The sequence below is a fragment of the Rhizobium sp. BK112 genome (assembly GCF_014193215.1).
Taxonomy (GTDB): Bacteria; Pseudomonadota; Alphaproteobacteria; order Rhizobiales; family Rhizobiaceae; genus Rhizobium; species Rhizobium anhuiense.
On sequence record NZ_JACHYZ010000011.1, the window covers coordinates 231,162 to 256,410 of the forward strand.

24 protein-coding genes are annotated in these 25,249 nt (G+C 62.1%); 12 read left to right on the forward strand and 12 right to left on the reverse strand.

Features of this window, described 5'->3' with window-relative positions:
• Positions 1-17 precede the first annotated feature (17 nt).
• The gene (locus tag FHT75_RS27180; protein WP_063474034.1) at positions 18-932 is read right to left on the reverse strand and encodes a hydrogen peroxide-inducible genes activator; all 915 of its coding nucleotides are present in this window, start codon (positions 930-932) and stop codon (positions 18-20) included.
• Positions 933-1,076: 144 nt separating this feature from the next.
• Between FHT75_RS27180 and katG the strand changes: the two genes are divergently transcribed.
• Complete coding sequence (katG, locus tag FHT75_RS27185) at positions 1,077-3,266, forward strand: catalase/peroxidase HPI (protein ID WP_063474033.1); 2,190 nt, start codon at positions 1,077-1,079, stop codon at positions 3,264-3,266.
• A gap of 227 nt (positions 3,267-3,493) precedes the next feature.
• On the opposite strand, the gene FHT75_RS27190 is transcribed toward katG, so the two are convergent.
• A complete protein-coding gene (locus tag FHT75_RS27190; RefSeq protein WP_063474032.1) occupies positions 3,494-4,051 on the reverse strand; it encodes a DUF3299 domain-containing protein in 558 nt (185 codons plus the stop codon).
• Positions 4,052-4,293: 242 nt separating this feature from the next.
• Positions 4,294-4,752 (reverse strand): SgcJ/EcaC family oxidoreductase, encoded by a 459-nt coding sequence (locus FHT75_RS27195; protein ID WP_063474031.1) that lies wholly within the window; start codon positions 4,750-4,752, stop codon positions 4,294-4,296.
• Positions 4,753-4,896: 144 nt separating this feature from the next.
• Between FHT75_RS27195 and FHT75_RS27200 the strand changes: the two genes are divergently transcribed.
• The 4 genes from FHT75_RS27200 to FHT75_RS27215 all read left to right on the forward strand — a co-directional run bounded on the left by FHT75_RS27200 (position 4,897) and on the right by FHT75_RS27215 (position 9,206).
• Complete coding sequence (locus FHT75_RS27200; protein ID WP_245294546.1) at positions 4,897-6,072, forward strand: sensor histidine kinase; 1,176 nt, start codon at positions 4,897-4,899, stop codon at positions 6,070-6,072.
• Positions 6,069-6,731 (forward strand): response regulator, encoded by a 663-nt coding sequence (locus tag FHT75_RS27205; RefSeq protein WP_063474029.1) that lies wholly within the window; start codon positions 6,069-6,071, stop codon positions 6,729-6,731. The genes FHT75_RS27200 and FHT75_RS27205 overlap by 4 nt, the downstream gene beginning before the upstream one ends.
• Complete coding sequence (locus FHT75_RS27210) at positions 6,728-8,668, forward strand: ATP-binding protein (RefSeq protein ID WP_063474028.1); 1,941 nt, start codon at positions 6,728-6,730, stop codon at positions 8,666-8,668. Before FHT75_RS27205 ends, FHT75_RS27210 begins: the two co-directional genes overlap by 4 nt.
• Positions 8,669-8,738: 70 nt before the next feature.
• Complete coding sequence (locus FHT75_RS27215; protein ID WP_047616656.1) at positions 8,739-9,206, forward strand: response regulator; 468 nt, start codon at positions 8,739-8,741, stop codon at positions 9,204-9,206.
• 158 nt (positions 9,207-9,364) lie between these two features.
• Here the strand turns inward: FHT75_RS27215 and FHT75_RS27220 are convergent, their stop codons facing one another.
• On the reverse strand, positions 9,365-9,832 hold the full coding sequence (locus FHT75_RS27220; protein WP_183845262.1) for a nuclear transport factor 2 family protein: 468 nt from the start codon (positions 9,830-9,832) through the stop codon (positions 9,365-9,367).
• A 137-nt stretch (positions 9,833-9,969) separates the two neighbouring features.
• Here FHT75_RS27220 and FHT75_RS27225 point away from each other — a divergent pair, with 137 nt between their 5' ends.
• Positions 9,970-10,341: a winged helix-turn-helix transcriptional regulator gene (locus tag FHT75_RS27225; protein WP_063474026.1), complete on the forward strand. Its 372-nt coding sequence runs from the start codon at positions 9,970-9,972 to the stop codon at positions 10,339-10,341.
• A gap of 13 nt (positions 10,342-10,354) precedes the next feature.
• On the opposite strand, the gene FHT75_RS27230 is transcribed toward FHT75_RS27225, so the two are convergent.
• The gene (locus FHT75_RS27230; RefSeq protein WP_063474025.1) at positions 10,355-11,323 is read right to left on the reverse strand and encodes a zinc-dependent alcohol dehydrogenase family protein; all 969 of its coding nucleotides are present in this window, start codon (positions 11,321-11,323) and stop codon (positions 10,355-10,357) included.
• Between the two features lie 53 nt (positions 11,324-11,376).
• Here FHT75_RS27230 and FHT75_RS27235 point away from each other — a divergent pair, with 53 nt between their 5' ends.
• The 4 genes from FHT75_RS27235 (at position 11,377) to FHT75_RS27250 (ending at position 15,431) form a co-directional block, all read left to right on the forward strand.
• On the forward strand, positions 11,377-11,793 hold the full coding sequence (locus tag FHT75_RS27235; RefSeq protein WP_047616650.1) for an acyl-CoA thioesterase: 417 nt from the start codon (positions 11,377-11,379) through the stop codon (positions 11,791-11,793).
• Positions 11,794-11,823: 30 nt separating this feature from the next.
• The gene (locus FHT75_RS27240; RefSeq protein ID WP_063474024.1) at positions 11,824-13,347 is read left to right on the forward strand and encodes a class I adenylate-forming enzyme family protein; all 1,524 of its coding nucleotides are present in this window, start codon (positions 11,824-11,826) and stop codon (positions 13,345-13,347) included.
• Positions 13,325-14,530: a thiolase family protein gene (locus tag FHT75_RS27245; RefSeq protein ID WP_063474023.1), complete on the forward strand. Its 1,206-nt coding sequence runs from the start codon at positions 13,325-13,327 to the stop codon at positions 14,528-14,530. The genes FHT75_RS27240 and FHT75_RS27245 overlap by 23 nt, the downstream gene beginning before the upstream one ends.
• A 151-nt stretch (positions 14,531-14,681) precedes the next feature.
• On the forward strand, positions 14,682-15,431 hold the full coding sequence (locus FHT75_RS27250) for a sensor histidine kinase (RefSeq protein ID WP_063474022.1): 750 nt from the start codon (positions 14,682-14,684) through the stop codon (positions 15,429-15,431).
• 99 nt (positions 15,432-15,530) lie between these two features.
• Here FHT75_RS27250 and FHT75_RS27255 read toward each other — a convergent pair whose 3' ends face one another.
• The gene (locus FHT75_RS27255) at positions 15,531-15,989 is read right to left on the reverse strand and encodes a carboxymuconolactone decarboxylase family protein (RefSeq protein ID WP_047616642.1); all 459 of its coding nucleotides are present in this window, start codon (positions 15,987-15,989) and stop codon (positions 15,531-15,533) included.
• A 397-nt stretch (positions 15,990-16,386) separates the two neighbouring features.
• Here FHT75_RS27255 and FHT75_RS27260 point away from each other — a divergent pair, with 397 nt between their 5' ends.
• Positions 16,387-17,151, forward strand: a complete 765-nt coding sequence (locus tag FHT75_RS27260) for an SDR family oxidoreductase (protein ID WP_063474021.1) — start codon at positions 16,387-16,389, stop codon at positions 17,149-17,151.
• A gap of 43 nt (positions 17,152-17,194) precedes the next feature.
• Positions 17,195-17,608 carry a cupin domain-containing protein gene (locus FHT75_RS27265; RefSeq protein ID WP_063474020.1) on the forward strand — a complete coding sequence of 138 codons (414 nt, stop codon included), beginning with the start codon at positions 17,195-17,197 and terminating at the stop codon, positions 17,606-17,608.
• A 49-nt stretch (positions 17,609-17,657) separates the two neighbouring features.
• Here the strand turns inward: FHT75_RS27265 and FHT75_RS27270 are convergent, their stop codons facing one another.
• The 6 genes from FHT75_RS27270 to cysE all read right to left on the reverse strand — a co-directional run bounded on the left by FHT75_RS27270 (position 17,658) and on the right by cysE (position 25,161).
• Positions 17,658-18,941 (reverse strand): cystathionine gamma-synthase family protein, encoded by a 1,284-nt coding sequence (locus FHT75_RS27270; RefSeq protein ID WP_063474019.1) that lies wholly within the window; start codon positions 18,939-18,941, stop codon positions 17,658-17,660.
• A gap of 73 nt (positions 18,942-19,014) precedes the next feature.
• Positions 19,015-20,094 carry a YihY/virulence factor BrkB family protein gene (locus tag FHT75_RS27275; RefSeq protein ID WP_063474018.1) on the reverse strand — a complete coding sequence of 360 codons (1,080 nt, stop codon included), beginning with the start codon at positions 20,092-20,094 and terminating at the stop codon, positions 19,015-19,017.
• Between the two features lie 1,259 nt (positions 20,095-21,353).
• A complete protein-coding gene (locus FHT75_RS27280; protein ID WP_125853679.1) occupies positions 21,354-21,650 on the reverse strand; it encodes a hypothetical protein in 297 nt (98 codons plus the stop codon).
• Positions 21,651-21,691: 41 nt separating this feature from the next.
• On the reverse strand, positions 21,692-21,961 hold the full coding sequence (locus FHT75_RS27285) for a hypothetical protein (protein WP_125853677.1): 270 nt from the start codon (positions 21,959-21,961) through the stop codon (positions 21,692-21,694).
• A 1,044-nt stretch (positions 21,962-23,005) separates the two neighbouring features.
• Positions 23,006-23,917 carry a protein-L-isoaspartate O-methyltransferase family protein gene (locus FHT75_RS27290; RefSeq protein ID WP_063474017.1) on the reverse strand — a complete coding sequence of 304 codons (912 nt, stop codon included), beginning with the start codon at positions 23,915-23,917 and terminating at the stop codon, positions 23,006-23,008.
• Positions 23,918-24,312: 395 nt separating this feature from the next.
• Positions 24,313-25,161, reverse strand: coding sequence for a serine O-acetyltransferase (gene cysE / locus FHT75_RS27295; RefSeq protein ID WP_063474016.1), 849 nt, complete (start codon positions 25,159-25,161; stop codon positions 24,313-24,315).
• Positions 25,162-25,249: the final 88 nt, after the last annotated feature.

Consider the following 25,249-nt stretch of genomic DNA (forward strand, 5'->3'; position numbering starts at 1 on the left):
GCGAGCCGCCCGGCCCATCACCGGACGATAGACTGTTGGCGCATCGTCTCGGCCGACCGGCGGACCGCCTCGGAAACCTGCAGCAGCTGTTTGGCCATCGGTGTCGAATTGCGCCAGACCATGCCGATCGTGCGCGACGGCTGCGGAGACGGGAATCGGGAAATCGACACACGCGCCGAGCGTGTTTCCACCGGAACGGCCATCTCCGGAATCAAGGTGATGCCGATGCCGGCGCTGACCATCTGCACCAGAGTGGAGAGCGAACTGCCTTCCATGACTTCGCGGGGCCGAGCCGGCCCTATCTTGCAGAAAGACAGGGCCTGATCGCGGAAACAGTGGCCTTCCTCGAGCAGCAGCAACCGCATTTCGCGCAGCGCCTCGCGTTCCGGCACCGGTTTGCCCTCGTCCTCATGTCGCCTGACCAGCACGAACTCTTCCTTGAAGAGCTCGAGTTCCGTGAGGGAGGGTTCCGACACCGGCAGCGCAACGATCGCCATATCCAGCTGACCCTGTGCCAGTTCCTGAACCAGCTTCGCCGTCTGCGTCTCGCGCACCTCGATCTGGATGCCGGCGAAGGTCCTGTTCAGGTCGTTGATGATGACAGGCAGCAGATAAGGTGCGATCGTCGGTATGATGCCGATGCGCAGGCGCGTCAGGAAGGAATTGCGCGAGGCGCGCGCCAGCTCCCCCAGTTCGTCCACAGCGCGTAGGATATCGCGGACCCTTAGCGCGAAGGTCTGGCCGAACGGAGTGAGCTTCACCTCGCGCGCACTGCGCTCGAAGAGCTCGTTGCCCAACTCTTGCTCAAGTTCTTTGATCTGCATTGAGAGCGCAGGCTGGGAGATGGCACAGGCGTCGGCAGCACGTCGGAAGCGGCCATCCCTTGCCAGGGCTTCAAAATAACGCAGCTGTTTCAGGGTAAGATTCTTCATAAGCTCAGCTTATCGCAACGATCAGTAAATCCAACTTAAAATTATTAAACGCTTCCGATATGAAGACTGCAGGGGAGAGAGCGGGCGCCGGCTCGGCTCATCTTTTTCGACGGGCAGACAAATCAAGCAATGAAGGAGACGATTATGGACAACCCCACTGACAGCGCAGGCAAATGTCCTGTTGCACATACGCATAAGGCTCCGACTGCCAGGACGAATCGTGACTGGTGGCCGAACCAGCTGAATGTTCAGATTCTTCATCACAATTCCGGCCGCGCCGATCCGTTGGGCCAGGCCTTCGATTATGCCGAAGAGTTCAAGAAGCTCGATCTCGACGGCCTGAAGAAGGATCTTCAAGCACTGATGACGGATTCGCAGGACTGGTGGCCGGCTGATTTCGGTCACTACGGCGGTCTTTTCATCCGCATGGCCTGGCACAGCGCGGGCACCTACCGCATCACCGACGGCCGCGGTGGCGCCGGCCAGGGCCAGCAGCGTTTCGCGCCGCTCAACAGCTGGCCTGATAATGCCAACCTCGACAAGGCCCGCCGCCTGCTCTGGCCGATCAAGCAGAAATACGGCAACCGCATCTCCTGGGCCGACCTTCTGATCCTCACCGGCAACGTCGCGCTCGAATCCATGGGCTTCAAGACCTTCGGTTTCGCCGGCGGCCGCGCCGACGTCTGGGAGCCGGAAGAACTCTACTGGGGTCCTGAAGGCACCTGGCTCGGCGACGAACGCTACAGTGGCGAGCGCGAGCTGGCCGAACCGCTCGGCGCCGTGCAGATGGGCCTCATCTATGTCAACCCCGAAGGCCCGGGCGGCAATTCCGATCCGCTGTCTTCCGCCCGCGACATCCGCGAAACCTTTGCCCGCATGGCGATGAACGACGAAGAGACCGTGGCGCTGATCGCCGGCGGCCACACCTTCGGCAAGACGCATGGCGCCGGCGACCCGTCCCTGATCGGCCCCGAGCCGGAAGGCGGCGCGATCGAGGATCAGGGCCTCGGCTGGAAGAGCTCGTTCGGCACCGGTGTCGGCAAGGATGCCATCACCGCCGGCCTCGAGGTCACCTGGTCGCAGACGCCAACCAAGTGGAGTAACTACTTCTTCGAAAACCTCTTCGCCTTCGAATGGGAACTGACGACGAGCCCGGCCGGCGCGAAGCAGTGGCAGGCCAAGAACGCCGAAGCCTCCATTCCGGATGCCTACGACGCCTCGAAGAGGCACCTGCCGACCATGCTGACGAGCGATCTGGCACTGCGTTTCGATCCGGCCTACGAGAAGATCTCGCGCCGCTTCCTCGAGAATCCAGACCAGTTTGCCGACGCTTTCGCCCGCGCCTGGTTCAAGCTGACCCATCGCGACATGGGACCGAAGGTACGCTATCTCGGCCCGGAAGTTCCGGCCGAAGACCTGATCTGGCAGGATGTGATCCCGGCCGTCGACCATCCGCTCGTCGACGACAAGGACATTGCCGACCTCAAGGAAAAGGTTCTCGCCACCGGCCTCACCGTGCAGGAACTGGTCTCGACCGCCTGGGCGTCAGCCTCGACCTTCCGCGGCTCCGACAAGCGCGGCGGCGCCAATGGCGCGCGCATCCGCCTTGCCCCGCAGAAGGACTGGGACGCCAACCAGCCGGCGCAGCTCGCCAAGGTGCTCGGCGTTCTCGAAGGCATCCAGAAGGACTTCAACGCCGCCCAGACCGGGGCTAAGAAGATCTCGCTCGCCGACCTGATCGTTCTCGCCGGTGCAGCAGGTGTCGAGAAGGCGGCAGCGGCCGGCGGCAACGCCGTCAGCGTGCCCTTCACGCCGGGCCGCATGGATGCCTCCGAAGCCCAGACCGACGCGCATTCCTTCGCAGCGCTCGAGCCGCGTATCGACGGCTTCCGCAACTACGTGAACGACAAGCGCCATCAGTTCATGAAGCCGGAAGAAGCACTCGTCGACCGCGCCCAGCTCCTGACGCTGACCGGACCTGAGATGACCGTCCTCGTCGGCGGTCTGCGCGTCCTGAAGGCAGGCAGCCCCGAGCACGGCGTCTTCACCTCGCGTCCCGAGACGCTGACGAACGACTTCTTCGTCAACCTGCTCGACATGGGCACGCAGTGGGTTCCCCTCGCCGGCAAGGAAGGCGTCTATGAAGGCCGCGACCGCAAGACCGGCGCTGCCAAGTGGACCGGCACCCGCGTCGACCTGATCTTCGGCTCGCACTCGCAGCTTCGCGCCTTCGCCGAAGTCTACGGCCAGGCCGACGCCAAGGGGAAGTTCGTCGGGGACTTCGTCGCCGCTTGGACCAAGGTCATGAATGCCGACCGCTTCGACCTCGTCTGATCGGTAGCATTTTGCCCGGGCGCAGTTTCGGCTGCGCCCAGGCATTTCTTTTTTGGGTCGGTTTGCGCTTCCACTGCAGCCCTTCTTCTCCCTCATCTCTGTGCTCGGGCTCGACCCGAGTGATGTCACGGAGATCCACTGCGCCCAAGTCCTTAGGCGCGCGAGACGTCCTTGCTTTGATTGGAGTCATTCACCGCGCAGACGCGGGGTGGCGCCACATGTGCGTTTTAGCGAGGCAGAATGCCGAAAGGCGAGAGTGACAGCAGATCGGGATCGGTCGTGGCCGTCGCCGTCGCTACCTGGGCATAGCTCATGCTGTAACCGTAGGTGAGGACGCGGTTACCGTCGATCATGAAGAATTGCGCCTCATCCAGGCCGGGCTGCAGGGCACCCGTCACGGTGACGGTCTCGTACATTCTTGTAAGGTGCAAAGGCGCTTGCGGAACGACCCGAACCAGTTGGTTGGGCGGAGGGGAAGGCATGTGGCTGCAGGCTCCGGCCCAAGGCACCAGCATGAATTCGTAGACAAGATCGCCATCCTGGTCGATCGGCAGAACGAAGCCCGTCAATTCGATCGGATGTTCCTCGCCGTGCCAGGCGAGTGTTTCGCCCTGCGGACCGCTCACCGGCTTACCCGACAGCGGCACCGTCGCCTTGGGCTGATCGGCCGGCCGTAAAGCGCTCCAGAAGATAGGCTGCGCAGCAGCGAAGGCGTCAGAAATCGGCCATGCGGAACAAAATGCGAGCGCCGCGAACGTCAGGAGGAAAGGCCTGTGTTTCATCATTGCATCTCCACCGCCGGCCGCTTTGACCACCTTGCCGCTGCCGCGTGGATGCTACTCCCGATCCCGCTTAGCCGTCAAAGCTTCGGGCGCGGATTACTCAGGCTTTGCAAGGAATAAGGAGAGGGCGTGCCGTGGCCACCCTCCGCCGTTTCGTCGCACTGCGATGCCAATTGTTTTGGGGAAACTGGTGCGTCGGGCCGATCTCACAGCTGTGGGGGAGATGACCGGCAGGCCATGAGGCCTTACTTCTCCGGCATCATCGAGGAGTGGTGCGAGGTGATCAGCCAGTTCCCGTCCTTGAACTCATAGGTATAGGTGTAGCGGGCGGGAACCTTCGAGCCGTCCTTCATGGTGAAGGTGTAGGTGCCGAGGTCGACGGCCCAGTTGCAACCGATCTTGATGTCGCGACTGTCGACATGGCCCTTGGGCTCATTCGCCAGGAAGTGTTCGAAATAATCGATCCGTTCGGCCTGGGTCAGGCGAGGTTTGTTCGACAGCGTCGCGAGAAGCACGGAATCTTCGCTGTAGTTCTTAGCGACCTCCTGAGGGCTCAGCGTCGCAAGCGAGGTATTCCAGCGATCGAAGAGCTTGGCGATTTCCGCCTCGCTTGTCGGCGCACAGGCTGCGGTTTCGGCAGCCGCCGCGGCCGACTGGACCTGAACGAAACCGAGAACGAGAGCGGCAGCAATGATGGTACGCATTTTGACTTTCCTATGTGGCGGCTCCGGCGGACATCGCATCGGTCGACCGCATGACCAGCAATTTAAGTATCCTGTGCTGCCGCCTCATCTGCCGGATGGCTTCGATCCGATCTGCCGAACGGCATAGATGACATTCCCGCCGGAATGACTATCGTGCCGGCGTCATTCATCTTCGGAGCAGTCCTGTTGGGCATGGAGCACGATACAAGTCCGACGCATTCGCCAAACGTTGCGGAACTGCGAGCCCTTTACCGGGCCGCGGAAGCGCGGGCGGCGCGTCTGCGTTTCATCATCGAAGTGCAGAACCTGCTCGATGCCGCGGCATTCGAAACGGCTGCCCGGGACGTTCTGTCCCGGCTTGCCGACTTCGCGGGAGGATCGCTCGCCAGGCTCGTGTTCCCCTCATTGCAGGGAGAGGCGCCCGTGCAGCTGACGGTGGGCAAGTCGACGAGCCCGGAAAGCGACACCATCCTGTTTGCCTCGCAGGACGGCTCCGATCTCTGTTTGACGATTGTCGGCTCGTCGAAGGCGCGCGCCATCGATGCCGATGACCGGCAGACATTGGAGGTGGCGGCCGGGCAGCTCGCCGACGCCTACAATCTCAATCGGCAGGCAGCGGAAAATCAGGCGCTTCTCGGCGATCTCCAGCGGCAGCGAAGTGAACTCGCCGCCCTCGTCGCCCAACTGATCCAGGCGCAGGAACAGGAGCGGCAGCGGGTGGCGCTCGATCTTCACGACGGCTCGGCGCAGCTGGCCACCGGCCTCAGCTACCGCCTGCAGGACCTTGCGGCCCGCATCGGCGAAGCGCATGCCCTGAAGCCGGAGATCGACCAGCTCGCTGCATTGGCGCGCCATTCCGTTGCCGATCTGAGGGCTGCTATCGCCGATCTTCGCCCGCCCGAACTCGATGATCTCGGTGTCGCCGCGGCGCTGCGCACGCGTCTCGATGCGATCGACGGTCTCGAAGTGATCGCCGACCTCGATGCCGCCTCCGACCGCTGGCCGACATCGACCGGGATCATCTTCTACCGCGTCGCGCAGGAAGCGATCACCAATGTGATCAAGCACGCCGAGGCGAGCCGCTTGGTCGTGCGTCTCTTCGAGGACGATAAGGGCGAAGCGCATCTCGAAGTGATCGACGATGGCAAAGGCATCGGCGCGTTGCGCCATCCCCAGATGCGGGGCGGGCGGCTCGGCATCGTCGGCATGCGTGAACGGCTGGCGCTGCTCGGCGGCCGGATCGAGATCGGAGCCGGGTCTTCGGGCGGCACGCATGTCCACGCCGCTGCCCCCCTTGCGCAGGGGACGCCATCAGCATGACGGCATCGATCCTTGTCGCCGACGATCACGACATCGCCCGCGCCGGCCTTATCGCCATGATCGGCGGCCAGGATGATTTCCATGTCGCCTGGGATGTACGCGACGGCGTCGAAGCGGTGGAAGCAGCAGCTCAGCACAAGCCGGATCTGGCACTCCTCGACATCCGCATGCCGCGTATGGACGGCCTTGCCGCGACGAGGGAGATCCGGCGCGTGTCGCCCGGCACACGCGTCATGATCATCACGATGCATGACAGCCTCGACTACCTGGAAGCGGCGATCGAAGCCGGCGCCACAGGTTACCTGCTCAAGGATGCCAGCCGGGAAGACATTCTCCGCACGATCCGGTGTGTCCTTCAGGGGGACGCCTTCTTCGACGGTCCGCTCGTCGCCAAGCTGCTGCGCCGCGCCGCCACCAAGCCGCAGACCAACAGCAGCGCTTTGGAGACGCTGACGATCCGGGAGCGCGAAGTCCTGGCGAAAGTGGCCGAGGGCCTGACCAACAAGGAAATCGCCAGGGCGCTGAAGATCTCGCCCGGCACCGTGAAGATCCACGTCGAGCGCATCATCGGCAAGCTGGATGCCGGGGACCGGACGCAGGCCGCGGTCATGGCCGTGCGCGGCGGGCTCGTCGCAACATCCCGGGAAGAGCAGCCATGACCGCTACGCGCCGGCGGGCGTTGCGTTTCGCCGACCTTCCGCTCAGAGCAAAGGGCATCGTCATCATCACGGTGCCGCTGGCGCTGCTGCTGGCGGCGCTGGCCTCGGTCTTCGTGGCCGACCGGCAAAGCCGGATTGCCGAGGATCAGGTGCGGGTGACGCTGGAGATCCAATCGGGCATTCAGGAGATCCACGCCTCGATCGCCGAAGCCGCCACCGCGATGCGCGGTTATCTGCTGACCGGCAGAAGTGATTTTCTCGATCCTTTCGACCGCGCCGAGGATAGGCTGCCCGTCGTGCTCGACGAGGTCGGCGGCCGATTGCGGGATGGGGAGCAAAAGATGCGCCTCGACCGCATCCGCGCCCTGGTCGACGCGAAAGTCGACCGTCTCCAACTCCTGAAACAGGCCGATACCCTGCGCGCCGGCGGACGCGAGGACCTTGCGGCCAAGCTCATCGAGGGCAAGCAGGTCCTCGATGAGCTGAGACAGGAGATCGACGCGATGAGCCGGCGGGAGGCGGATCTGCTTCACTCGAGAACCGAGGCCGCGGACCGGGTTCGCACTCTGTCGCGAAGCCTGATGATCGCCGCCGGCTTTCTTGGTTTTGCCGGCGCGCTCGTCGCCGTCTTCCTGTTTTCGGCAAGCATCGTGCGCCGTGTGCATGCGCTGAAAGCCGAGGCGCATCGGCTGTCGCAAGGCGAGGTCGTGACGGTGGCGGACCCCTTCCGCGATGAACTGGGGAGCCTCGGACAGGCGCTCGAAGATGCGAGCGTCCTTCTGAAAAGACGCGAGGCCGATCTGACCGAGAGCGAGGAGCGCTTCCGGCAACTGGTCGAAGGCGTCAGCGACTACGGCATCTTCGGGCTCGATACGACAGGGCGGGTGGTGAGCTGGAATGCCGGCGCCGAGCGGATCACCGGTTATGGCGCCGAGGAGATCGTCGGTCAGCATTTTTCCCGCTTCTATCCCACCGAAACCAGAGATAGTTTTCCGGCAGAAGAGCTTGCCAAAGCGACCCGTCATGGGCGCACCGAAGCGGAAGGCTGGCGCGTGCGCAAGGACGGGTCACAATTCTGGTCGCACGTCGTCGTGACCGCACTCCATGACGAGGCGGGCCGGTTGCGTGGCTTTTCCAAGATCACGCGTGACATTACCGAGCGCAAGCAAATCGAAGAGGCCCTGCTTGCCGCCCGCGAGGATGCGATCCGCGCGAGCAATGCCAAGAGCGAATTCCTGTCGCGCATGAGCCACGAGCTGCGCACGCCGCTGAACTCCGTGCTCGGTTTCGCGCAGCTTCTGGAAATGGACGTCACCGATACCGAGTCCAAAGAGAGCGTCGCGCAGATCTTGAGGGCCGGCCGACATTTGCTCAGCCTGATCGACGAGGTTCTCGACATGGCGAGGATCGAGGCCGGGCGCATGGATCTCGCGGTCGAAGCACAGTCCGTCGCCGAGGTGATCGACGAAGCCGTGTCGCTTGCAAGACCGCTCTGCGGCAAGCAGCAGATCACGATCGAGGTCGTCGAGCCGGCCGAGCCGGATCTTTCGGTGCTCGCCGACCGACGGCGGCTGCTGCAGGTGTTCCTCAACCTTCTCTCCAATGCGGTGAAATACAATCGTCCCCAGGGAAGCGTAACCGTCAGCCACCGCGCGATGGATGGCGGCTATATCCGCATCGAGGTCAGCGATACCGGCCCCGGCATTCCGGCCGAACGGGTCTCCCGGCTGTTCACCCCGTTCGATCGGCTGGGAGCCGAACGGATCAGCCAGGAGGGAACCGGTCTCGGACTGGCGCTGTCGAAACATCTGACGGATGCCATGGGCGGAACGCTCGGCTTCAGCAACCGGGAAGGCGGCGCCACGTTCCATATCGATCTGCCGCGCGTGCCGGCGTCGGTAGAGGCAAGGCAGGCTGCGATGCGAAGCCCACCTTAATGGCATCGCCTTTGATTTGGCCGCGCCGCTTGATATCAGTTCGGCATCGCTTCAACGAAATATTGGGTCCATGACAGATTCCACCGATATCGTGCGAGGATCGACGATCCTGATCGTCGACGACGAGCCCGCCAATGTCTCGCTGCTGGAGCGCATCCTCAAGCGCGAAGGCTTTACCGCGCTGATCAGCACCACCGAACCGCGCGAGGCCTTGCGGCTTTTCCGCGAACATCCTGTCGATCTCGTTCTTCTCGATCTGATGATGCCCGATCTCGACGGCTTCGCCCTGCTGGAGACCTTTGCGAGGCTCATTCCCGAAAACAGCTATCTGCCGATCCTGGTGCTCACTGCGGATGCGACCCTGCCGACGCGCAGACGGGCGCTTTCGCTCGGTGCGAAGGATTTTCTGACGAAGCCCTTCGATGCGATCGAGGCGGTGCTGCGCATCTTCAACCTTCTCGAAACACGTATCCTGACACTGGAACTCGCCAAACACGGACTGGCGACGCCGAAATCGGAGCGTCCGCGGATTGATTGATCGGAATCGATTGATGGTGCCAGTTATCTTGGCGTATGGGCGTCAGGCCATTGGCGAATGTTGACCCAGCAGCGCAGCGGAAATCGGCAGCAATGAAACGGCTGAACCAGGCGCGTGGCGCCAATGACGGGGCCGGCCGCAAGCCGGCCCCCTAGAATTCAGAACATCGTGTTCTTGTTGGCAGCCTCGCTCGGAACCGCCTGGATCACGTCCCAGTGCTCGACGATCTTGCTGTCCTTGACGCGGAAAATATCGACGATGGCCTGGCCGCGGTCGTCGGCGCCGTTCGTCGCATGCACATGCAGCCAGACGAGATCGCCATCGGCGGCGCTGCGGACGATCTCCGCCTTCGATTGGGCATTGTCCTTGAAAAAGCCGAAGAAGAAGGAAATCAAAGGTTTCTTGCCGTCGGGAACCTGCGGATTGTGCTGCCGGTAGTCGTCGGCGACGACCGAGGCGGCTTCCAGATCGTGCTTGTTGAAGAAGCGGTCGTAGAACTCCACCACCAGCTTCCGGTTGGCTTCCTCGACCTTCAAATCCCGCGAGGCCGATTCAGCAAAAGCGCCGGCCGGCGCGGCGACGCCCGCCAGAATGACGAGTGCGAAAAGCAATTTCCCGAGTGTCATGTATCAAGCTCCTTGGTATGGATCGGCGATCTGGTCTAGAAAGCAGACTATGAGAACTGGTCTATGAAACCTCGACATGTCGAGCAAGGAGGCAGGTTTTGGTGGCAAGGTCAGCCGATAGTGACCGAGGAGGCAGCATGCCCAGGGAAACGGACGAGCCGAAACAGCGGCCTGGGGCGGGATGCCCGATCAGAGGCGTGCTCGATCGTATCGGCGATCAATGGAGCCTGCTCACCCTCGAGGCGTTGGAAGACGAGAAGAAGCGTTTCAACCAGCTGCTGCGTGAGATCGGGGACATCTCGAAACAGATGCTCTCCAAGACGTTGAGGCATCTGGAGCAGGACGGCTTCATCAGGCGCACCGTCTATCCGGAGGTGCCGCCGCGCGTGGAATATGAGCTGACGGAGCTGGGGCAATCCTTTCTCATCCCCATGAAAGCCCTGATCGGATGGGCTGAGCAGAACCGCACGGCAATCAAGAGCGCGCGGCAGCGATACGAAACCCCTTAGCGGGGAAATCCTGTCAGGCGAGCAGAACCTTTCCGCCGGTCCGGAACGGAAGGGCGGATTGCAGCGCCTGGCCGACCTTTTCCAGAGGAAACACCTCCCGCACCTCGGTCGCGATGACCTTCGAGGCGATCTGCGCAGCGATCTCGGAATAGGCGCGCTGGACCTCGCTCATCGCTTCGGAATGGACCCATTCCCGCAGATGACAATAGGAAAAGACGATATCGGGATGGGAGGCCCAGAAGGAAGCTGGGATGCTCTGGCCCGAAAGCAGGCCGTAATGCACGAAATGCCCGCCCGGCCTCAGCGCATCGGCGAGGAGGGAGGCGCGCGCGCCGCCGACGCAATCGAGCACCGCGTCGAGCCCGTGTCGACCGGTGAGACCGGCAGCGAGGTCGCTGTCCGCCCTGTCGACGATGACCGTCTCGAGGCGGCCGCGCAGGCGCGAGAGCGAGGCTTCGCTGCGAACGATTGCCACCGGCTCCACGCCCGCGGCATTGGCGAGCCCGATCAATACCGATCCGATCGAAGAGGCGGCGGCATTGATGGCGATGCGCATGCCGGATCTCAGCCCGATCTTATTGTGCAGCATCAGCCAGGCCGTCATCGGGTTGACGTAGCTGGTCGCCGCCTCGAAGTCGGTGAGCTCATCCGGAACGCGAAGGCACCAGCCGGAATCGGTATCCTTGAACTCCTGCCATCCGCCGGCGCTGCGAACCGGCAGCACGCGTGTTCCCGGTGAAAGCCCATGAACCTCCTCGCCGCACTGTTCGACCACCCCGAACGCCTCGAAGCCCGGAATGAAGGGCAAGGTCGTGCGCCCGGCATAAGCGCCTGAGATGGTGATGATATCGGAGGGATTGATCGACCGCGCCAGCAGGCGCACCCGGACCTGGTCGCGCCGCAGCGGCGCCAGTGCTACCCGCTCGAGCTCAACGACCTCCTGAGCCGGCCCGAATTTTCGCACGACCGCCTGATATTGCATTGCATCCCCCACACACTCCCGGTTAGATCACGCCTTCGAATTTGGGTGATCGAATGAGTGTTGACGACAGGCCTTTAGCATCCTTCCGGGTCTCGATGCGAGACATCGACATTTATGGCCATGTCCACAACTCCGTCTATCTCGATTATTGCGAGGATGCGGTCGTCGAGTTCCTGCGGCACCGGCAAATTCTCAGCCATTTCCGCCATACCTCCTCCGGCGTTGCCTATCACGTGAAGAAGGCGGAGATCACCTTCCACAACCCGATCGACGTCGATGACGTCGTCGAAGCGAAGGTCAGCATCGAGAAAATCGGGCGATCGAGCCTCTCATTTGCAATCGAACTCTTTCGCCAGCGCGACGGCGCCCATTGCGCATCGGCTTGCCTCGTCTGGGTATGCGTCAGTCTTTCCGACAGCCGCCCGACACCAATACCGGACGCGACCAAAACCGCTTTGTCTCTGGGTTAGTCGCCGATCAATCAAGCCCAGTGGGTATTTATGCCGATCCATGCGCAGCTTCTTCGACATGTAACGGAGACACCGGACAAGCCGGCGCTGGTGATTGACGGGCATTCCCTGAGCTACGGCGAGCTTTATTCCCGCGCCAAGGCAATCTATCGGTTTCTCCAGAAGCTCCCCCGCTCGAACCGCCGCATGCTCGATCTACCCGGTGTGGACAAGCTTGCCGCTCTCAGCCTCGGCAACCATATCGGCTTTGCCGAATATTTTGCAGCTGCTACCGCCTTCCCGACTGCTTGCGCGGTGATCGATCCGATGATGCCGCCGGAAAGGATCGAACGCATTGTCGAGCGCCTGGCGCCGGACGTGCTTGTTGTCGACGATGCTGCAGGCCCAAGCGCCGAAATCGGCCGCAGGTTCGGCATACCGGTGATCACGGCCAGTGCGGAGCCCTTCGACCTCGCCGCGACGGGAGACGACCTGCCTGTCGATACCGACGGAATCTTCCTGATCGGTTTTACCTCGGGCACCACCGCCGAGCCGAAAGCCTATTATCGCTCACGCGAGCAGTGGCGCCGAAGCCTCGACCGGGGGCGCGTCGTTTTCCAACTGGAAGACGCACCCTCCACCATGTGCCCGGGAGCCCTCGCGCATGGGCTGGCGCTTTACGCCCTGGTCGAAGCCTTGGATGCCGGGGCGACCTTCCATTCGGTCAGGAAATGGGAACCCGGCACGGTCGCGCGTATTCTCTCTTCCGCGCAGATAGAACGGATGGTTGCCGTGCCGACGCATATAGCGGGCATCGCTCGGGCCTGGTCGACGGAGCCCGCTTTGACATCGCTGCGCGACGTGCTGACCGCCGGCGCAAAACTCGATGTGAACGGCGTCGACTCCATGCGCCGCCTCTTTCCGAAGGCGCGCATTCGCGAATATTACGGCGCCTCCGAGATCGGCTTCATGACGGTCTCGACCCTCGTTGGCGGCGCAGTCGATTTTCCGATCGACCGGGTTGGACAAGCCTATCCCGGCGTCGAAATCTCCATTCGTGATCCGAATGAAAACGACGTCGGGAGCGACGTGCCGGGCACCATTTTCGTCAGAAGCGACCTGATCGCCGATGGCTATCTCTGGGGCGACGACGGTCAGGCGTTCCGGGTCACGGAAGCCGGAGCGACGGTCGGAGATCTCGGCGAACTCGATGCAAACGGCATGTTGCGGGTGATCGGCCGGGCGGGCGGCATGATGATATCAGGCGGCAACAACGTTTATCCTGCCGAAGTCGAGAGCGCGTTGAAAGCCTGCCCAGGGGTCGAAGATGCCGTTGTCTTCGCGCTACCGGACGCCTATCTGGGTCAGCGGATCATTGCTGTCGTCTCGGGAGAGATGAAGGACGCGAAAATCCTGGCCGATCATTGCGCGCGAGAGCTCGCCAGGTACAAGATCCCCAAGCAATTCTACCATATCGGAACCTGGCCGATGACGAGCAGCGGCAAGATCTCGAGGGGGCAAGTGGAGACATCAGTGGTTTCTGGAGGCGATCTTGTCTTACGCCTATCAGCCTGACGATGATTGGCAGCCGGTCGTGGTTGCCGCTTACCGCACCCCGATCGGCCGGGCTTTCGGATCGCTTGCGACCGTCGCGGCGGAAGACCTGCTTGCGCCGATCATCCGTCGCATTGTTGCCGAAACGGGAATTGCGCCCGAAACCATAGACGACGTGCTGGTCGGCAATGCCGCAGGCGGCGGCGGAAACATCGCGCGGCTGGCAGCCCTCACCGCCGGCCTGCCCATGGTGGTTCCGGGTATGACGATCGACCGGCAATGCGGCTCGGGCCTGGAAGCGATCATCATGGCAGCCCGGCTGATCCAGGCGAAAGCGGGCTCGTGTTTTCTGGCCGGCGGCGTGGAGAGCGTCAGCACCGCGCCATGGCGCGTCGAAAGACCAAAGGCGAATGGGGCGCTGCCGCGCTTTTACGGCCGCGCCCGGTTTTCGCCTGAAACGATCGGCGACCCGGAAATGGGAATTGCCGCCGAAAACGTCGCACGTCAGTTCGGCATATCGCGCCAGCGACAGGATGAATTCGCCCTGCGCAGCCACCGGCTCGCCGTGCAGGCGGCCGAGGCGGGCATCTTTCGACCCGAGATCGTTGAAATTTCCACCAGCCACGGCCTGATAGAACGGGACGAGTGCCCCCGCGCCGCGACATCTCCTGAGGCGCTTGCAAACCTCCGGCCAGTCTTCCTGCCGGATGGTTCGGTGACGGCAGGCAATGCCTGTCCGCTGAACGACGGCGCCTGCCTGGTGCTTGTGATGAGCCGCGGAATGGCAAGAAGCATGGGCATCGACGAGGGCCTGGCCTTCATCGACAGTGCCGCTGCCGGTGTGGATCCCAATCTGCTCGGCATCGGGCCGGTCGCCTCGACCAGGAAACTCATGCAGCGTCAGCCCGGGCTCTTGCTCGCGGGCATCGATGCCATCGAATTCAACGAGGCCTTCGCGGCCCAGGTTCTGGCGTCGCTGGATCAGCTCGAAATCCCGGCCGACGCGGTCAACAGGAGCGGCGGCGCCATTGCCTTGGGCCATCCATTCGGGGCCTCCGGCGCCGTCCTCGTGACCCGTCTATACAGCCAGATGATCCGCGACACCGGGGGAACCTTGATGACAGGCGCGACCGGGCTTGCGATGATCGGTATTGGCGGCGGCATCGGACTGACTGCCATGTTTGAGGCTGTCGAGCTTTCCTGAACCCAAGGGGCAACAGCGTCCGGCGCGAGACCATACGACGGTATTGCCTGCCCTCACCCTTGAACCAATCGACTACAGCCCGGCTCGTATCATAGCCTCCATCTGCTCGGGAACGACATGTCTGTCGATGGAGCGGATGAGGAGCAAAAGCATGTCGGATTCAGATACGAATATCCTCGCCGGTGAAGCTTACTTTTCTCACACGCGACCGGAAGCGATCTCCCTCAATGCAAATCCTGCGGATGCGATACTCGGCATCGTCCACGACTTGGGTAACCTGATCCAGGTCGCCACCTCCGCGCTGAACATGATGTCGCGCAGTCCCGACATCGAGATGGGCTCGACCCTGGTGCCGGTCTTCGCCAGTGCCAGGATCTCGCTTCAGCGGGCGGGAACGCTCGTTCAGCAGACGATGCGCCTTGCGAGTGACGGCAATGCCGCGGCCGAGCCAATCGACATCCGGGCTTGCCTGATGGAAATCGAAGCCCTGGCGAGAGCCACCTGGGACCGTGATATCGCGTTCGAGATATATGCGAGCGAGACACTTCCCATGCTCAGATGCAGCCGCGTGGGGTTGCAAAGCGCCATCATGAACCTGCTGCTCAACGCGCGCGACGCCATGCCGGATGGCGGTGTGATTTCGATCGCAGCCGCCGCCATCGACGGCGAAGGCGAAGGCGCCGGGATTGAATTGCGGATTTCGGACAACGGTCTCGGGATGACAGAAGATGTGCTGCACCGGGCGACCGATCCTTTCTTCACGACGAAAGCATCGGGGCTTGGAGGCTTCGGCCTGCCGATGGTCAAACGCTTCGCCCAGGAAGCACGGGGAAATCTCCATCTGGAAAGCGAGCCAGGCCGAGGCACGGTCGTGACGCTGCGATTGCCCGTCGAACGCTGATCCATCACTTTATTCCGGCAGATCCCGGCGAGCTGGAAAGAAACCAGTCAAATAGCCGGACGAAGTCTTTCGCCCGGCTCATTCGTCGTTCAGCTGCTATCAGGCGGCGGCGCGTTTGTGATCCGCCGGATGCTGAAGCCGGAAGCCGATCGCCAGCCTATTCCAGGCATTGATCATCGCGACGCCGATCGAAAGCGCCAGAAACTCGTCATCCGAGAAGTTGGCGTGCGCCTCTTCATAAATATCATCCGGCGCATGGCTTTTGGTGATCTCGGTGAGAGCCTCGGCCCAGACGAGCGCGGCCCGCTCCCGAGTGGTGAAGAGCTGCGACTCCCGCCAGGCGTTCAGAAGCAGCAGCCGGTCGTCCGTTTCGCCGAGCTTCAGCGCGTCTTGGCGGTGCATATGCAGGCAGTGAGCGCATCCGTTCATTTGGGACACGCGCACTTTGACGAGCTCGAGCAACTTCGGATCGAAGCTCTTGGCAATCCAGGCTTCAACCGCCACGAGACCATCGATGCCGCTATTTCTATAAGCCATGAAGTTCAGACGCTTGATCATTCTTGTCTCCATCGTGAGAGGATTGATGGTGCAAGCCAAGGTTTGCAGGCCAGTGAATACGCCTTGCCCTCCAGGTCGGCTAGCTGCCCCGACGGTAAGTTCGGCCGATGCCTGTCGACGTGACACGTTCCTCCATTTCGGCCGGATGCATGGACCGCAGAGCCAGCTGCCCTACTGCGTTCGCATAGGGTGACAGCGACCGAGGGAGAATGGTTTGGGACTGCGATCAGGCGCATTCTCCAATCCATCGGTTTACCGGCCGCACCGGAGATCTTGCGTGCGACGGCGCCGACGAAGTCGCTTCGCTCATCGAGGACGCGGTGGGCACGCCGAGCAGCTGCCTGCTCACCTTCAAGTCACCAGAGGATTATCCTCACCAAGGACAAGGAGACTACCCATGAAAATCGTCGTTATCGGCGGCACCGGCCTGATCGGCTCGAAGACCGTGGAAAGATTGCGCAACAAAGGGCACGAGGTGTTGGCGGCTTCGCCGAATTCGGGCGTCGACACGATCACCGGCAAAGGCCTGACGGAAGCGCTCGCAGGCGCACAGGTGGTGCTCGATCTCGCAAATTCACCCTCCTTCGAGGACAAGGCCGTTCTGGAATTCTTCCAGACCTCGGGCCGCAACCTGCTCAAGGCGGGGGCTGCTGCCGGCGTGAAGCATCACATCGCTCTGTCGATCGTCGGCATGGAACGGCTGCAGGGCAGCGGCTATATGCGCGCCAAGATGGCCCAGGAAGAGCTGATCAAGAGCTCCGGGCTACCCTACACCATCGTGCACTCCACACAGTTCCATGAATTCATGGCTGGCATCGCTCAGTCGAACACCGTCGGCCAGGCGGCGCATCTGTCGCCGGCCTATCTGCAGCCGATCGCCTCTGACGACGTCGCCGACGTCATGGCCGAGGTGGCGCTCGCCCCGCCTGTCAACGGCACGATCGAAATCGGCGGGCCGGAGAAAATCCGCCTTACCGACATCGTAACGCGTCTGTTCAAGGCGACGAACGATCCGCGCCAGGTGATCGCCGATCCGCACGCCCGCTACTTCGGCGTGGAGCTCGAGGACAATTCGCTCGTGACCGGCCCCAAGGCGCGGCTCGGCCGGATCCGCTTCGACGACTGGCTCAGCCGTCAGCCGGCCCAGAAAAAGAGCGCCTGATACCGGGCGTCCGACCCATTCCCATCAACGTAGGAGACCAGACATGCTCACCAAAATGATCTCGGCGGCGGCGCTCGCCGTTGTCCTTACCACAGGCACTCAGGCTCACGCGGCAGGCGGCGACGCGAAGGTAAGCGTCGTTTACGACCAGAAGCTCCCCAATGTTCCCGGCAAGAGCGTGCGGGCGGTGCTTGTCGAATATGGGCCAGGCGGCTCCTCGCCCGGCCATACGCATCCGGCTTCGGCCTTCATCTATGCCACCGTTCTCGAAGGAGCGATCACCAGCAAGGTGAATGACGGGCCGGAAAAAGTCTACAAGGCCGGCGAAAGCTTTCCCGAATTTCCCGGCGATCATCACAGCGTCAGCAAAAACGCCAGCAAGACAAAGCCGGCGCGCCTGCTTGCGGTCTTCGTGCTGAACACCGACGAGACGGAGCTGACGATCGACGACAAGTGACGCCATGCGTGATGCCCGGCGGCGCCGGGCATCACTTCCTCGCCGTGTCTCAGGCCGCCTGCAGCGCCAGTTCCAGGTCGGCAATCAGATCATCCGGATGTTCGATGCCGATCGACAGGCGGATCGTCGATTCCAACACACCGATGCGCTGGCGGACATCGGCAGGCACACCGGAATGCGTCATGGCGGCCGGATGGCTCGCAAGCGATTCCGTGCCGCCGAGGCTGACCGCGAGCTTGAAGATCTGTAGCGCGTTCAGGAATTTGAACGAAGCGGGCTGACCGCCGCGAATATCGAAAGAGAAGGTGGAGCCGGCGCCGGTGCATTGCGCCCTGAAGGTCCGGCCGGCCGGCGATTCCGGATCGTGGTAGGGCAGGTAGTGGACCCTCTCAACCTTCGGATGATCACGCAGAAAATCGGCAACGGCCCGCGCGTTGCTGTTTGCCCGCTCCATGCGCAGCTGCAGCGTCTCCAGCGAACGGCCGAGCATCCAGCAGGAATGTGGATCGAGCTGCGTGCCGATCGCGCCGCGCAGGGCCTTGATCTGCTTGATCACTGCCTTGCGACCAAGAACGGCGCCGGCGATCAGATCGGAATGACCGCCGACATATTTGGTCAGCGAATAGAGCGAGATATCGGCGCCGTGCTCGATCGGCCGCTGGAAGACCGGTCCGAGCAGGGTATTGTCGCAGACGATGATCGGCATATGGCCCTGTCTTGCACCGATCATGTCGGCCACCCGCCGGATCATCGCGACATCGACCAGGCTGTTGGTCGGATTGGCAGGCGTCTCAATCAGGATGACGGAGACGCGGCCTTTGCCCATCGCCTCTTCCGCCGCCTTCTGCACCGATCCTTCGCTGACGCCGTCGGCAAATCCAACGGCGGCGGTGCCGAGGTTGAGGAAGGTCTTCGCCAGCAATGTTTCCGTTCCCCCATAGAGCGGTTGCGAATGCAAGATCGCATCGCCAGGCCGGACGAAGGCAAGCAGAGTGGTGGCGATCGCCGCCATGCCGGATGAAAACAGCACGCCGCTTTCCGTCCGTTCGTAGACGGCAAGCCTGTCCTCGACGATCTCGCTGTTTGGATGGTTGAAACGCGAGTAGACGAGGCCGGCCCCTTTCCCCTCGGGCGGCTCGCGGCGGCCCGACACATAATCGAAGAAGTCGCGGCCATCCTCCGCGGTATTGAACACGAAGGTGGAGGTGAGGAACACCGGCGGCTTGACCGCCCCTTCCGAGAGTTCCGGATCGTAGCCGTAGTTCAGCATCTGTGTTTCGGGATGCAAGGCATGATTGCCGATATGGGTTTTGGAAGGATGCGGGGCGGTCATCATCGTCTCCTGTTTCGGGACTGCAGAAACGGCAGAATACATCAAAACTATATGAGAGGAGCAATCATCGCGGTCAGCTCATGGTCTCGCCCAGAGTGTCCGCGACATAGGCGCCACGCGCTCCCATCGGCAGCGGCGTGCCCGTCGTCGTGTCCTTTGCGGTCTGATGCTCCAGTTCGGCGTTAAGCTCCCCTCCGACGATAAGAATGACGACGGAAAGCCAGATCCAGATGAGGAAGCCGATCAGCGCGCCGAGCGTGCCGTATGTCGCGTTGTAATTGGCAAAATGATCCAGATAGAAGGAGAAACCGAGGGACATGGCAGCCCAGGCGACCGTGGTCAGAACCGCGCCCCACGTCATCCACCGGAGCGTGGCAGGCTCGCGGCTGGGGCCGAAGCGGTAGACCGATGTGACCGCCACCGCGACGACCAGCAGAAGCAGCGGCCATCGCATGAGAAGCGCCATATGCTCCTTGAATTGATCGAGCCAGAGATAGGAGAGGACCACCGGCATGACCCCGACGAGCGCCACCATGACCACCATCAAAAGCATCGCGCACAAGGTGAAGCAGAGACCTATCAGGTTCAACCGGACAAGCCCCCGCTTCTCCTCCTCCTCATAGGCGACGTTCATCGCGTCGAAGATCGCCAGCGTGCCGCTATGCGTGCTCCACAGGGCGATGCCGAGACCGACGAAGAAGGTCATGCCGAGCGTGGCGTCGCGCCGGTTGACCAGTTCCTTGATCTGGTCGGCAAGAAGATCGAACGCGCCGGGCGGCAAAAGCGCGGCCAATTCGCGAAGGTGTTCGGATATGATGATCGGATCGGCAACCAGCCCGTAAAGAGAGACCAAGGCCGCCATGGCTGGAAACAGCGCCAGCAACAGATAAAAGGTCACGCCCGCCGCAATCAACGTCACTCGGTCGGCGAGGACTTCGTGGAAGACACGCCAGAACACGTCGCGCAGACCGCTGAGAGGAATGGCCTCGGGCACACTGGCACTGCGGCCATGATCGTCACCCCGGTGGCCGGTATTCGCAGACGGGGCGACCGAACTGCGCTCTTTTGCCTGCATCAAGACAAGCGCGCCGATCCCCGCGGCCATCACTGTCGCGGCAATGGAGAGCCTCTTGAGGTGAAGCACATCGGACATGAGGATGTTCTCCGGTCTGGTGCTGACATAACGCAGGCCGCCGCTAAAGGATGCAAGCCGTTGCTTTCCTACGGACATTTGATGCGGGGGCGACGTCAGTCTGTTCCCAGGCGGGTCAGGCTGCAGGGGAATGGACACGAAAGCGGGAGCAATTCGGAAAGCCATAAGTCATTGATATCGCTTCAATCACATAAGACTACGGAAGCAAAATCGGACTTTGGTTTCGTTACCGCGTTGCCGGCTGCCTGTCCGAAAGGGCTGCCAACTAGGGTTTCTTGGCGGCCACGAGGCCATAGATTGGCGCTCGGCTCACATCCGGAGCGCAATTTGGATCCAAAATCCACTCGCCACCATCCCGATTCCGGCACCTTTCGGCGACCGGCATCCGCAGATGAAGCGTTGATCACAAGCCTGGCAAAAGAATAGCGCCGGCGACGATGGCCTGCAATAGCCGCTTGCGTTTTCACCCGACAAATATCGGGTCAGAGCATCCACGACCGATTGCTTTCCCCCGGCACAGCTCACGACCAAGCGTCGTCGAGACCGAGACGCTGCCTGCTCACGGACACGATCTTGAAGGCCTCGTTGTCGCGTACCAGATTGTCGGCAATTGACAGAATACGCCCAGCGATCGACGAACACGCAAGCATCTGCGCAGCAAGAAGGCGAAGCCAGCTGCCCACTCAGGATGGCGAGCAGTTCGCAGCCTGGCCTCATTCAGCCATCGGCGCCCCGACCGTCGCCGGCGGCGCTGCTCCGGCAGTTCAGTATCAGGCGCCCGTGGGCACCCCCTTCGCACGGCGCAGGATCATCTCGAGGTATAGTGGCCGGGATTGACGCAGGTCTTCCCCAGACTGCCTGAGAGCAAGGGACTTCCCCATCAATACGCGCACCACTGTCGGGCGCTGCTCCATCTGCCATGGCGGCGCGGCCTTAGCGCCACATATGCCTATCCCACGAGAATGAACCGGGGGCTGCCGTTTCACACATGCATTCGGCTCGCCACCGCGGGCAAATCGCTGAACGTCACCGCAGCTTCATGTGCGCTAACGAAGGTCTCATCCGCGAACTGCCGATCCCCTGCCCCGCAATCCTTCCACTCAATCACATAAGGACCCGACTGCAGATGACAGCTGCGCCGCTGGACCGCATCACACCGAGACGGCAGCCTCAATGGCGGGACGGCAATCCCTGCGCCCGGACAACTGCCTGATGGACCCCGTTGTCCGCGGACAACGGGATGATCAACGTGATTCCAATCAGATCATTTGCGCGAACGGCCCCACAGCAATTGATGGCGCGACCGACGAGATACCCCTGATGTCACCTTGCCAGCCGGCATCCTGGACGCGCAGCACCATGACCGCCGTGGCGGCGCCGCCAGCCATCGCAGAGCGGCGCCTTGTCGAACAGCTTCGTGAATGTGCGCAAAGAATTTGGTAAAGATCGGACCAGCCGGCAGATCTGCCCGCTCGTTCCACAAGGGACGGAATGCGGCCCATTCGAAAAGCCGCGCAGTTGCCGGCGTAGTGATTTTTCTCGCCGAAAGCTTCCACGGATGATCGTCGGCTGGCTCAGCGACGAGGCGGAAACGAACTCATCCACCGCGCGGTGGGAAGCCACTGGACCAATTAACAAGGCCGAAGCGAAAGTGGCTTGATGACAGCGGCAGCATCCGCATGCGGTGGAAGCCGATGGGCCGGTCCCTGCCGCAAATGACCAGTGTAAGGTGGTCAGTTTGGCGACCGCTTGTCGAATATTCGATCAATGCACCCATCAGCTGGACGGCGATGCGTAAGGTCACGCGCTCGACCGAGCGAAAGGCCCAACCAAGACAGACCAAGAGAGGATCGTCATCGTCGACCACCGAGCCGCCCTCACCTTCGCGCACCCCGGCGCTTGAGGCGCAGCAATGCGATCACTGATGCTCTCACCGATCGCTTCACCCCGGACCGAGCCGACCTCCGTCGTCTCGCAGCGAAGCGCAGCCCTTCCTCCGGCATCGCACCTCGGCTGGTTGTCCGCGGACAACACCATGCCAGCCCCATCACCTGCGAGAAAAGCTGCACCTGCCCGACCGCCTTCGTCCGCAGCGTGATCCACATAAAGAGCGGCGCAACCGCCAGGCTTGAATTTGCCGCATTGCGGCACTACCTCGTGACGGACTGAAGCGCTTAACCCCTCCGAGCAGCTTCGGTCCGACGGACAGCATCTCTCCTCCCCGGCTGTCGGTCACAATCGAAGCCCGGCGCATCTCTCCCGCGCCGGGCTTTTGTCGTTTTGGCCGCCTTCCGTCGCCGGCCAGTCAGCAACGCTTCCCAATTTCTCCATTCTTGTGGACGCTCCTCAAGCGATAGGCCGTGAACCGGTGAAGCCGGCGGAAGCGACTTAGTACCCGTCGCCTGCTGATCTTCACTGGCATCTGAACGCCGCCTTCCCAGAGGAGCCTCGAATGCCTCGGCGAGACCGCGCGCGCTCGGATCGGCCAGCAGCTCGTCCGTGGACGCGCCGTATCCAGATCCATACGGACCAGAGCAATCCCGCTTCGTCCTCCGCGGACACGGCCGTGGCTCGGACACCTCGGCGCACTTGGCCAATCTCAAAGGCACCGGCAGTAAAATCTCACCGGCAAGCATTCCGGCGCCAGGGCAGGGGAGACCGTGACGCGCCTGCACTCAGCTTAGGGAGGGTGAGTCAGACGTCGGCACTCCAAGCTTTGTCATCACCCATGCCGTCCTGGGCAGAGTGTTTGGGTGTGGCGATACCATTGCCGGCCAGAAGTGTGACCGGCTGATTGCGCCGCCGAAGGGCAGGGCGGCATCGAGGGCGTTTATCTCCCGGCACGGCGATGTGCTGCATCGCTCCCATTCCTCACGAAGATGGAGCGGTCGACTCGGGCGGAACGGATGTTTCAAACGTCGTCATAACAAAGCGCCCATTGGTCGCCGATATACCAGCAGCGTCCAAGACGCGGATCCGCCTTCCACAGCAGGCTTTTGACGAACTCGATACCGCCGCGCTTGAAGGCGGCCGTCAGCGCTTCGATTTCGTTCTCGTCGATCGTCAAACCGCCCTCGGCGCAGACGAAATAAGCCGTGCTGATCCACCGCGCCGCAAATCCATTCTCGCCGCGCTCGATGCGAAGCGCGGCGCCGTGGGATGCGTGACGGCCGCCATTCGACGGTCGGCCCTGGCGCGGCACGCCAAGCGGCAGCACTAGGCGCCCTCCGGGCCGCAGCCCTTCGATCCATGATGCCGCGGGACGCGTGACGGCGAAATTCACATAGATCGCATCCACCTCTTGCTGCGGCCATTGAGTGCCGTCGGCGATGATGACGCTGACATTGGCTCGGTCGGCAAGCGCCGTTTGAGCGTGGCCGGCCAGATCGGCGTCCATCTCGACGGCATAGACATGACCGGCAGCACCGACCAGCTCCGCGAGGATGGCGCTATAATAACCGGTGCCGGCACCGATATGGACGATACGATCACCGACCTTGACGTCGAGTTCGCCCAGGAGCCGGGCATGCAGTGAGGGACTGCCGTTGTTGACGCCCTTGTCGGGCTGCAGGGCGAATAACACATCCTGATAGGCCAGAACCAAATCGGAGGAGGGGAGGGGGCGATATCCGCCACCCAGATTGGCGATCTGCCATGGCGGAGCACCGAGAAATTTCTCGCGTGGCACAGCGGCAAAGGCAGCTTCGATCCGCGGGTTCGTCATCCCGGCGGTCGCCGCCACCTGATGGGCATAAGCGCGGCGGATCACCGCAAGGTCGTCGGCCGTGAACATTGCACTGGGCATGGGCAAATCTCCGGACATGGCTCCGATCTGTTCTGTTTTACGTCTTTGCGGCGCCAGATCCATCACTAGCGGTATTGGACCCCTAGCTATAGCGTGAGGGAGGCACTTCCATCCCATTCCGCAGTAGCGGAACTAATTGGCTAATTAAGTTCATTATACCGATCAATTAATCATATTTTCAGTGAACTGCAGAGATGCGGGATATCTATGCGCCGTCGCCGAACTGGCCGTGGAGATAAATGCGGTTGATAGTCGCTCTGCGCTTTCTTTTATAGGTCAATCCGGGGCAGGGGAGACAATGACGGCCGATGCCCTTTGGGACCTCCGCCTTCGCGATCTCCCGTCGAATCCCTTTCGGACCGCCGCGCAGTAGGGATGCTCGATCCAGGACAGCGTATATCCGCACCGCGCCCTTAGATCATATACTCCGGTTCGGACACGGTTTGGTCCATGGTGATACCCGGCAGGTTGAAGTGACGCCTGCCCACCTGCTTTGCCGGAATACCGGCAACCGATGTGTAATCGGAAACGGCATTCACGACCACGCTGCCTGCACCCACCTTGGCGCCGACGCCGATTTCGATATTGCCGAGGATCTTGGCTCCCGCTCCGATCAGGGCGCCGCGCCGCACCTTCGGGTGCCGGTCACCGGTTTCCTTACCCGTTCCTCCCAATGTGACGTTCTGGAGGATCGATACATCGTCTTCGACGATAGCTGTCTCGCCGATGACCAGGCCGCTCCCATGATCGAGCATGATGCTCCGGCCCATCTTTGCGGCGGGATGAATGTCGACGCCGAAAACTTCGGAAATGCGGCTTTGAATATGGCGCGCCAAATGGAGGCGGTCATGGTGCCATAGCCAGTGGGCAACGCGTTGGCCCTGCAGAGCCACAAAGCCTTTGAAATACAGGAAGGGTGTCAGGATTTCCGTGTTTGACGGATCACGCTCCTTGATCGCCGTCAGGTCTGCGGCGGCATCGGCGACAATATTGCGATTGCCGATGAACGCCTGGGCGATCACCGCCAGCAGCTCGTCATGGTCGAGGTCGTGATTGGCCAGTTTGATCGCGACCCGCTGTGCCAGCGCCTGGGCGAAACTCGCATGATAAAGCACGGCGGAATTCATGGCGCGCGTGAGTGCTGCATCCTTGGCCGAAGCATTGACGGCCTCCGCGCAAAGAGCCTCCCATATGGCGGCAACCTGAGGCGAGGGGGATGGCTCGGTCGACAGATTGCTCAAGCTGACCAGTGGAACCGTCATAGCACCTTCCTTCTACAGGCGAACGTCGTGACGTCCGGCATGAGGTTAGGTGAATCCGGCCCTCGATAGATGGTCTATAATTACGTGG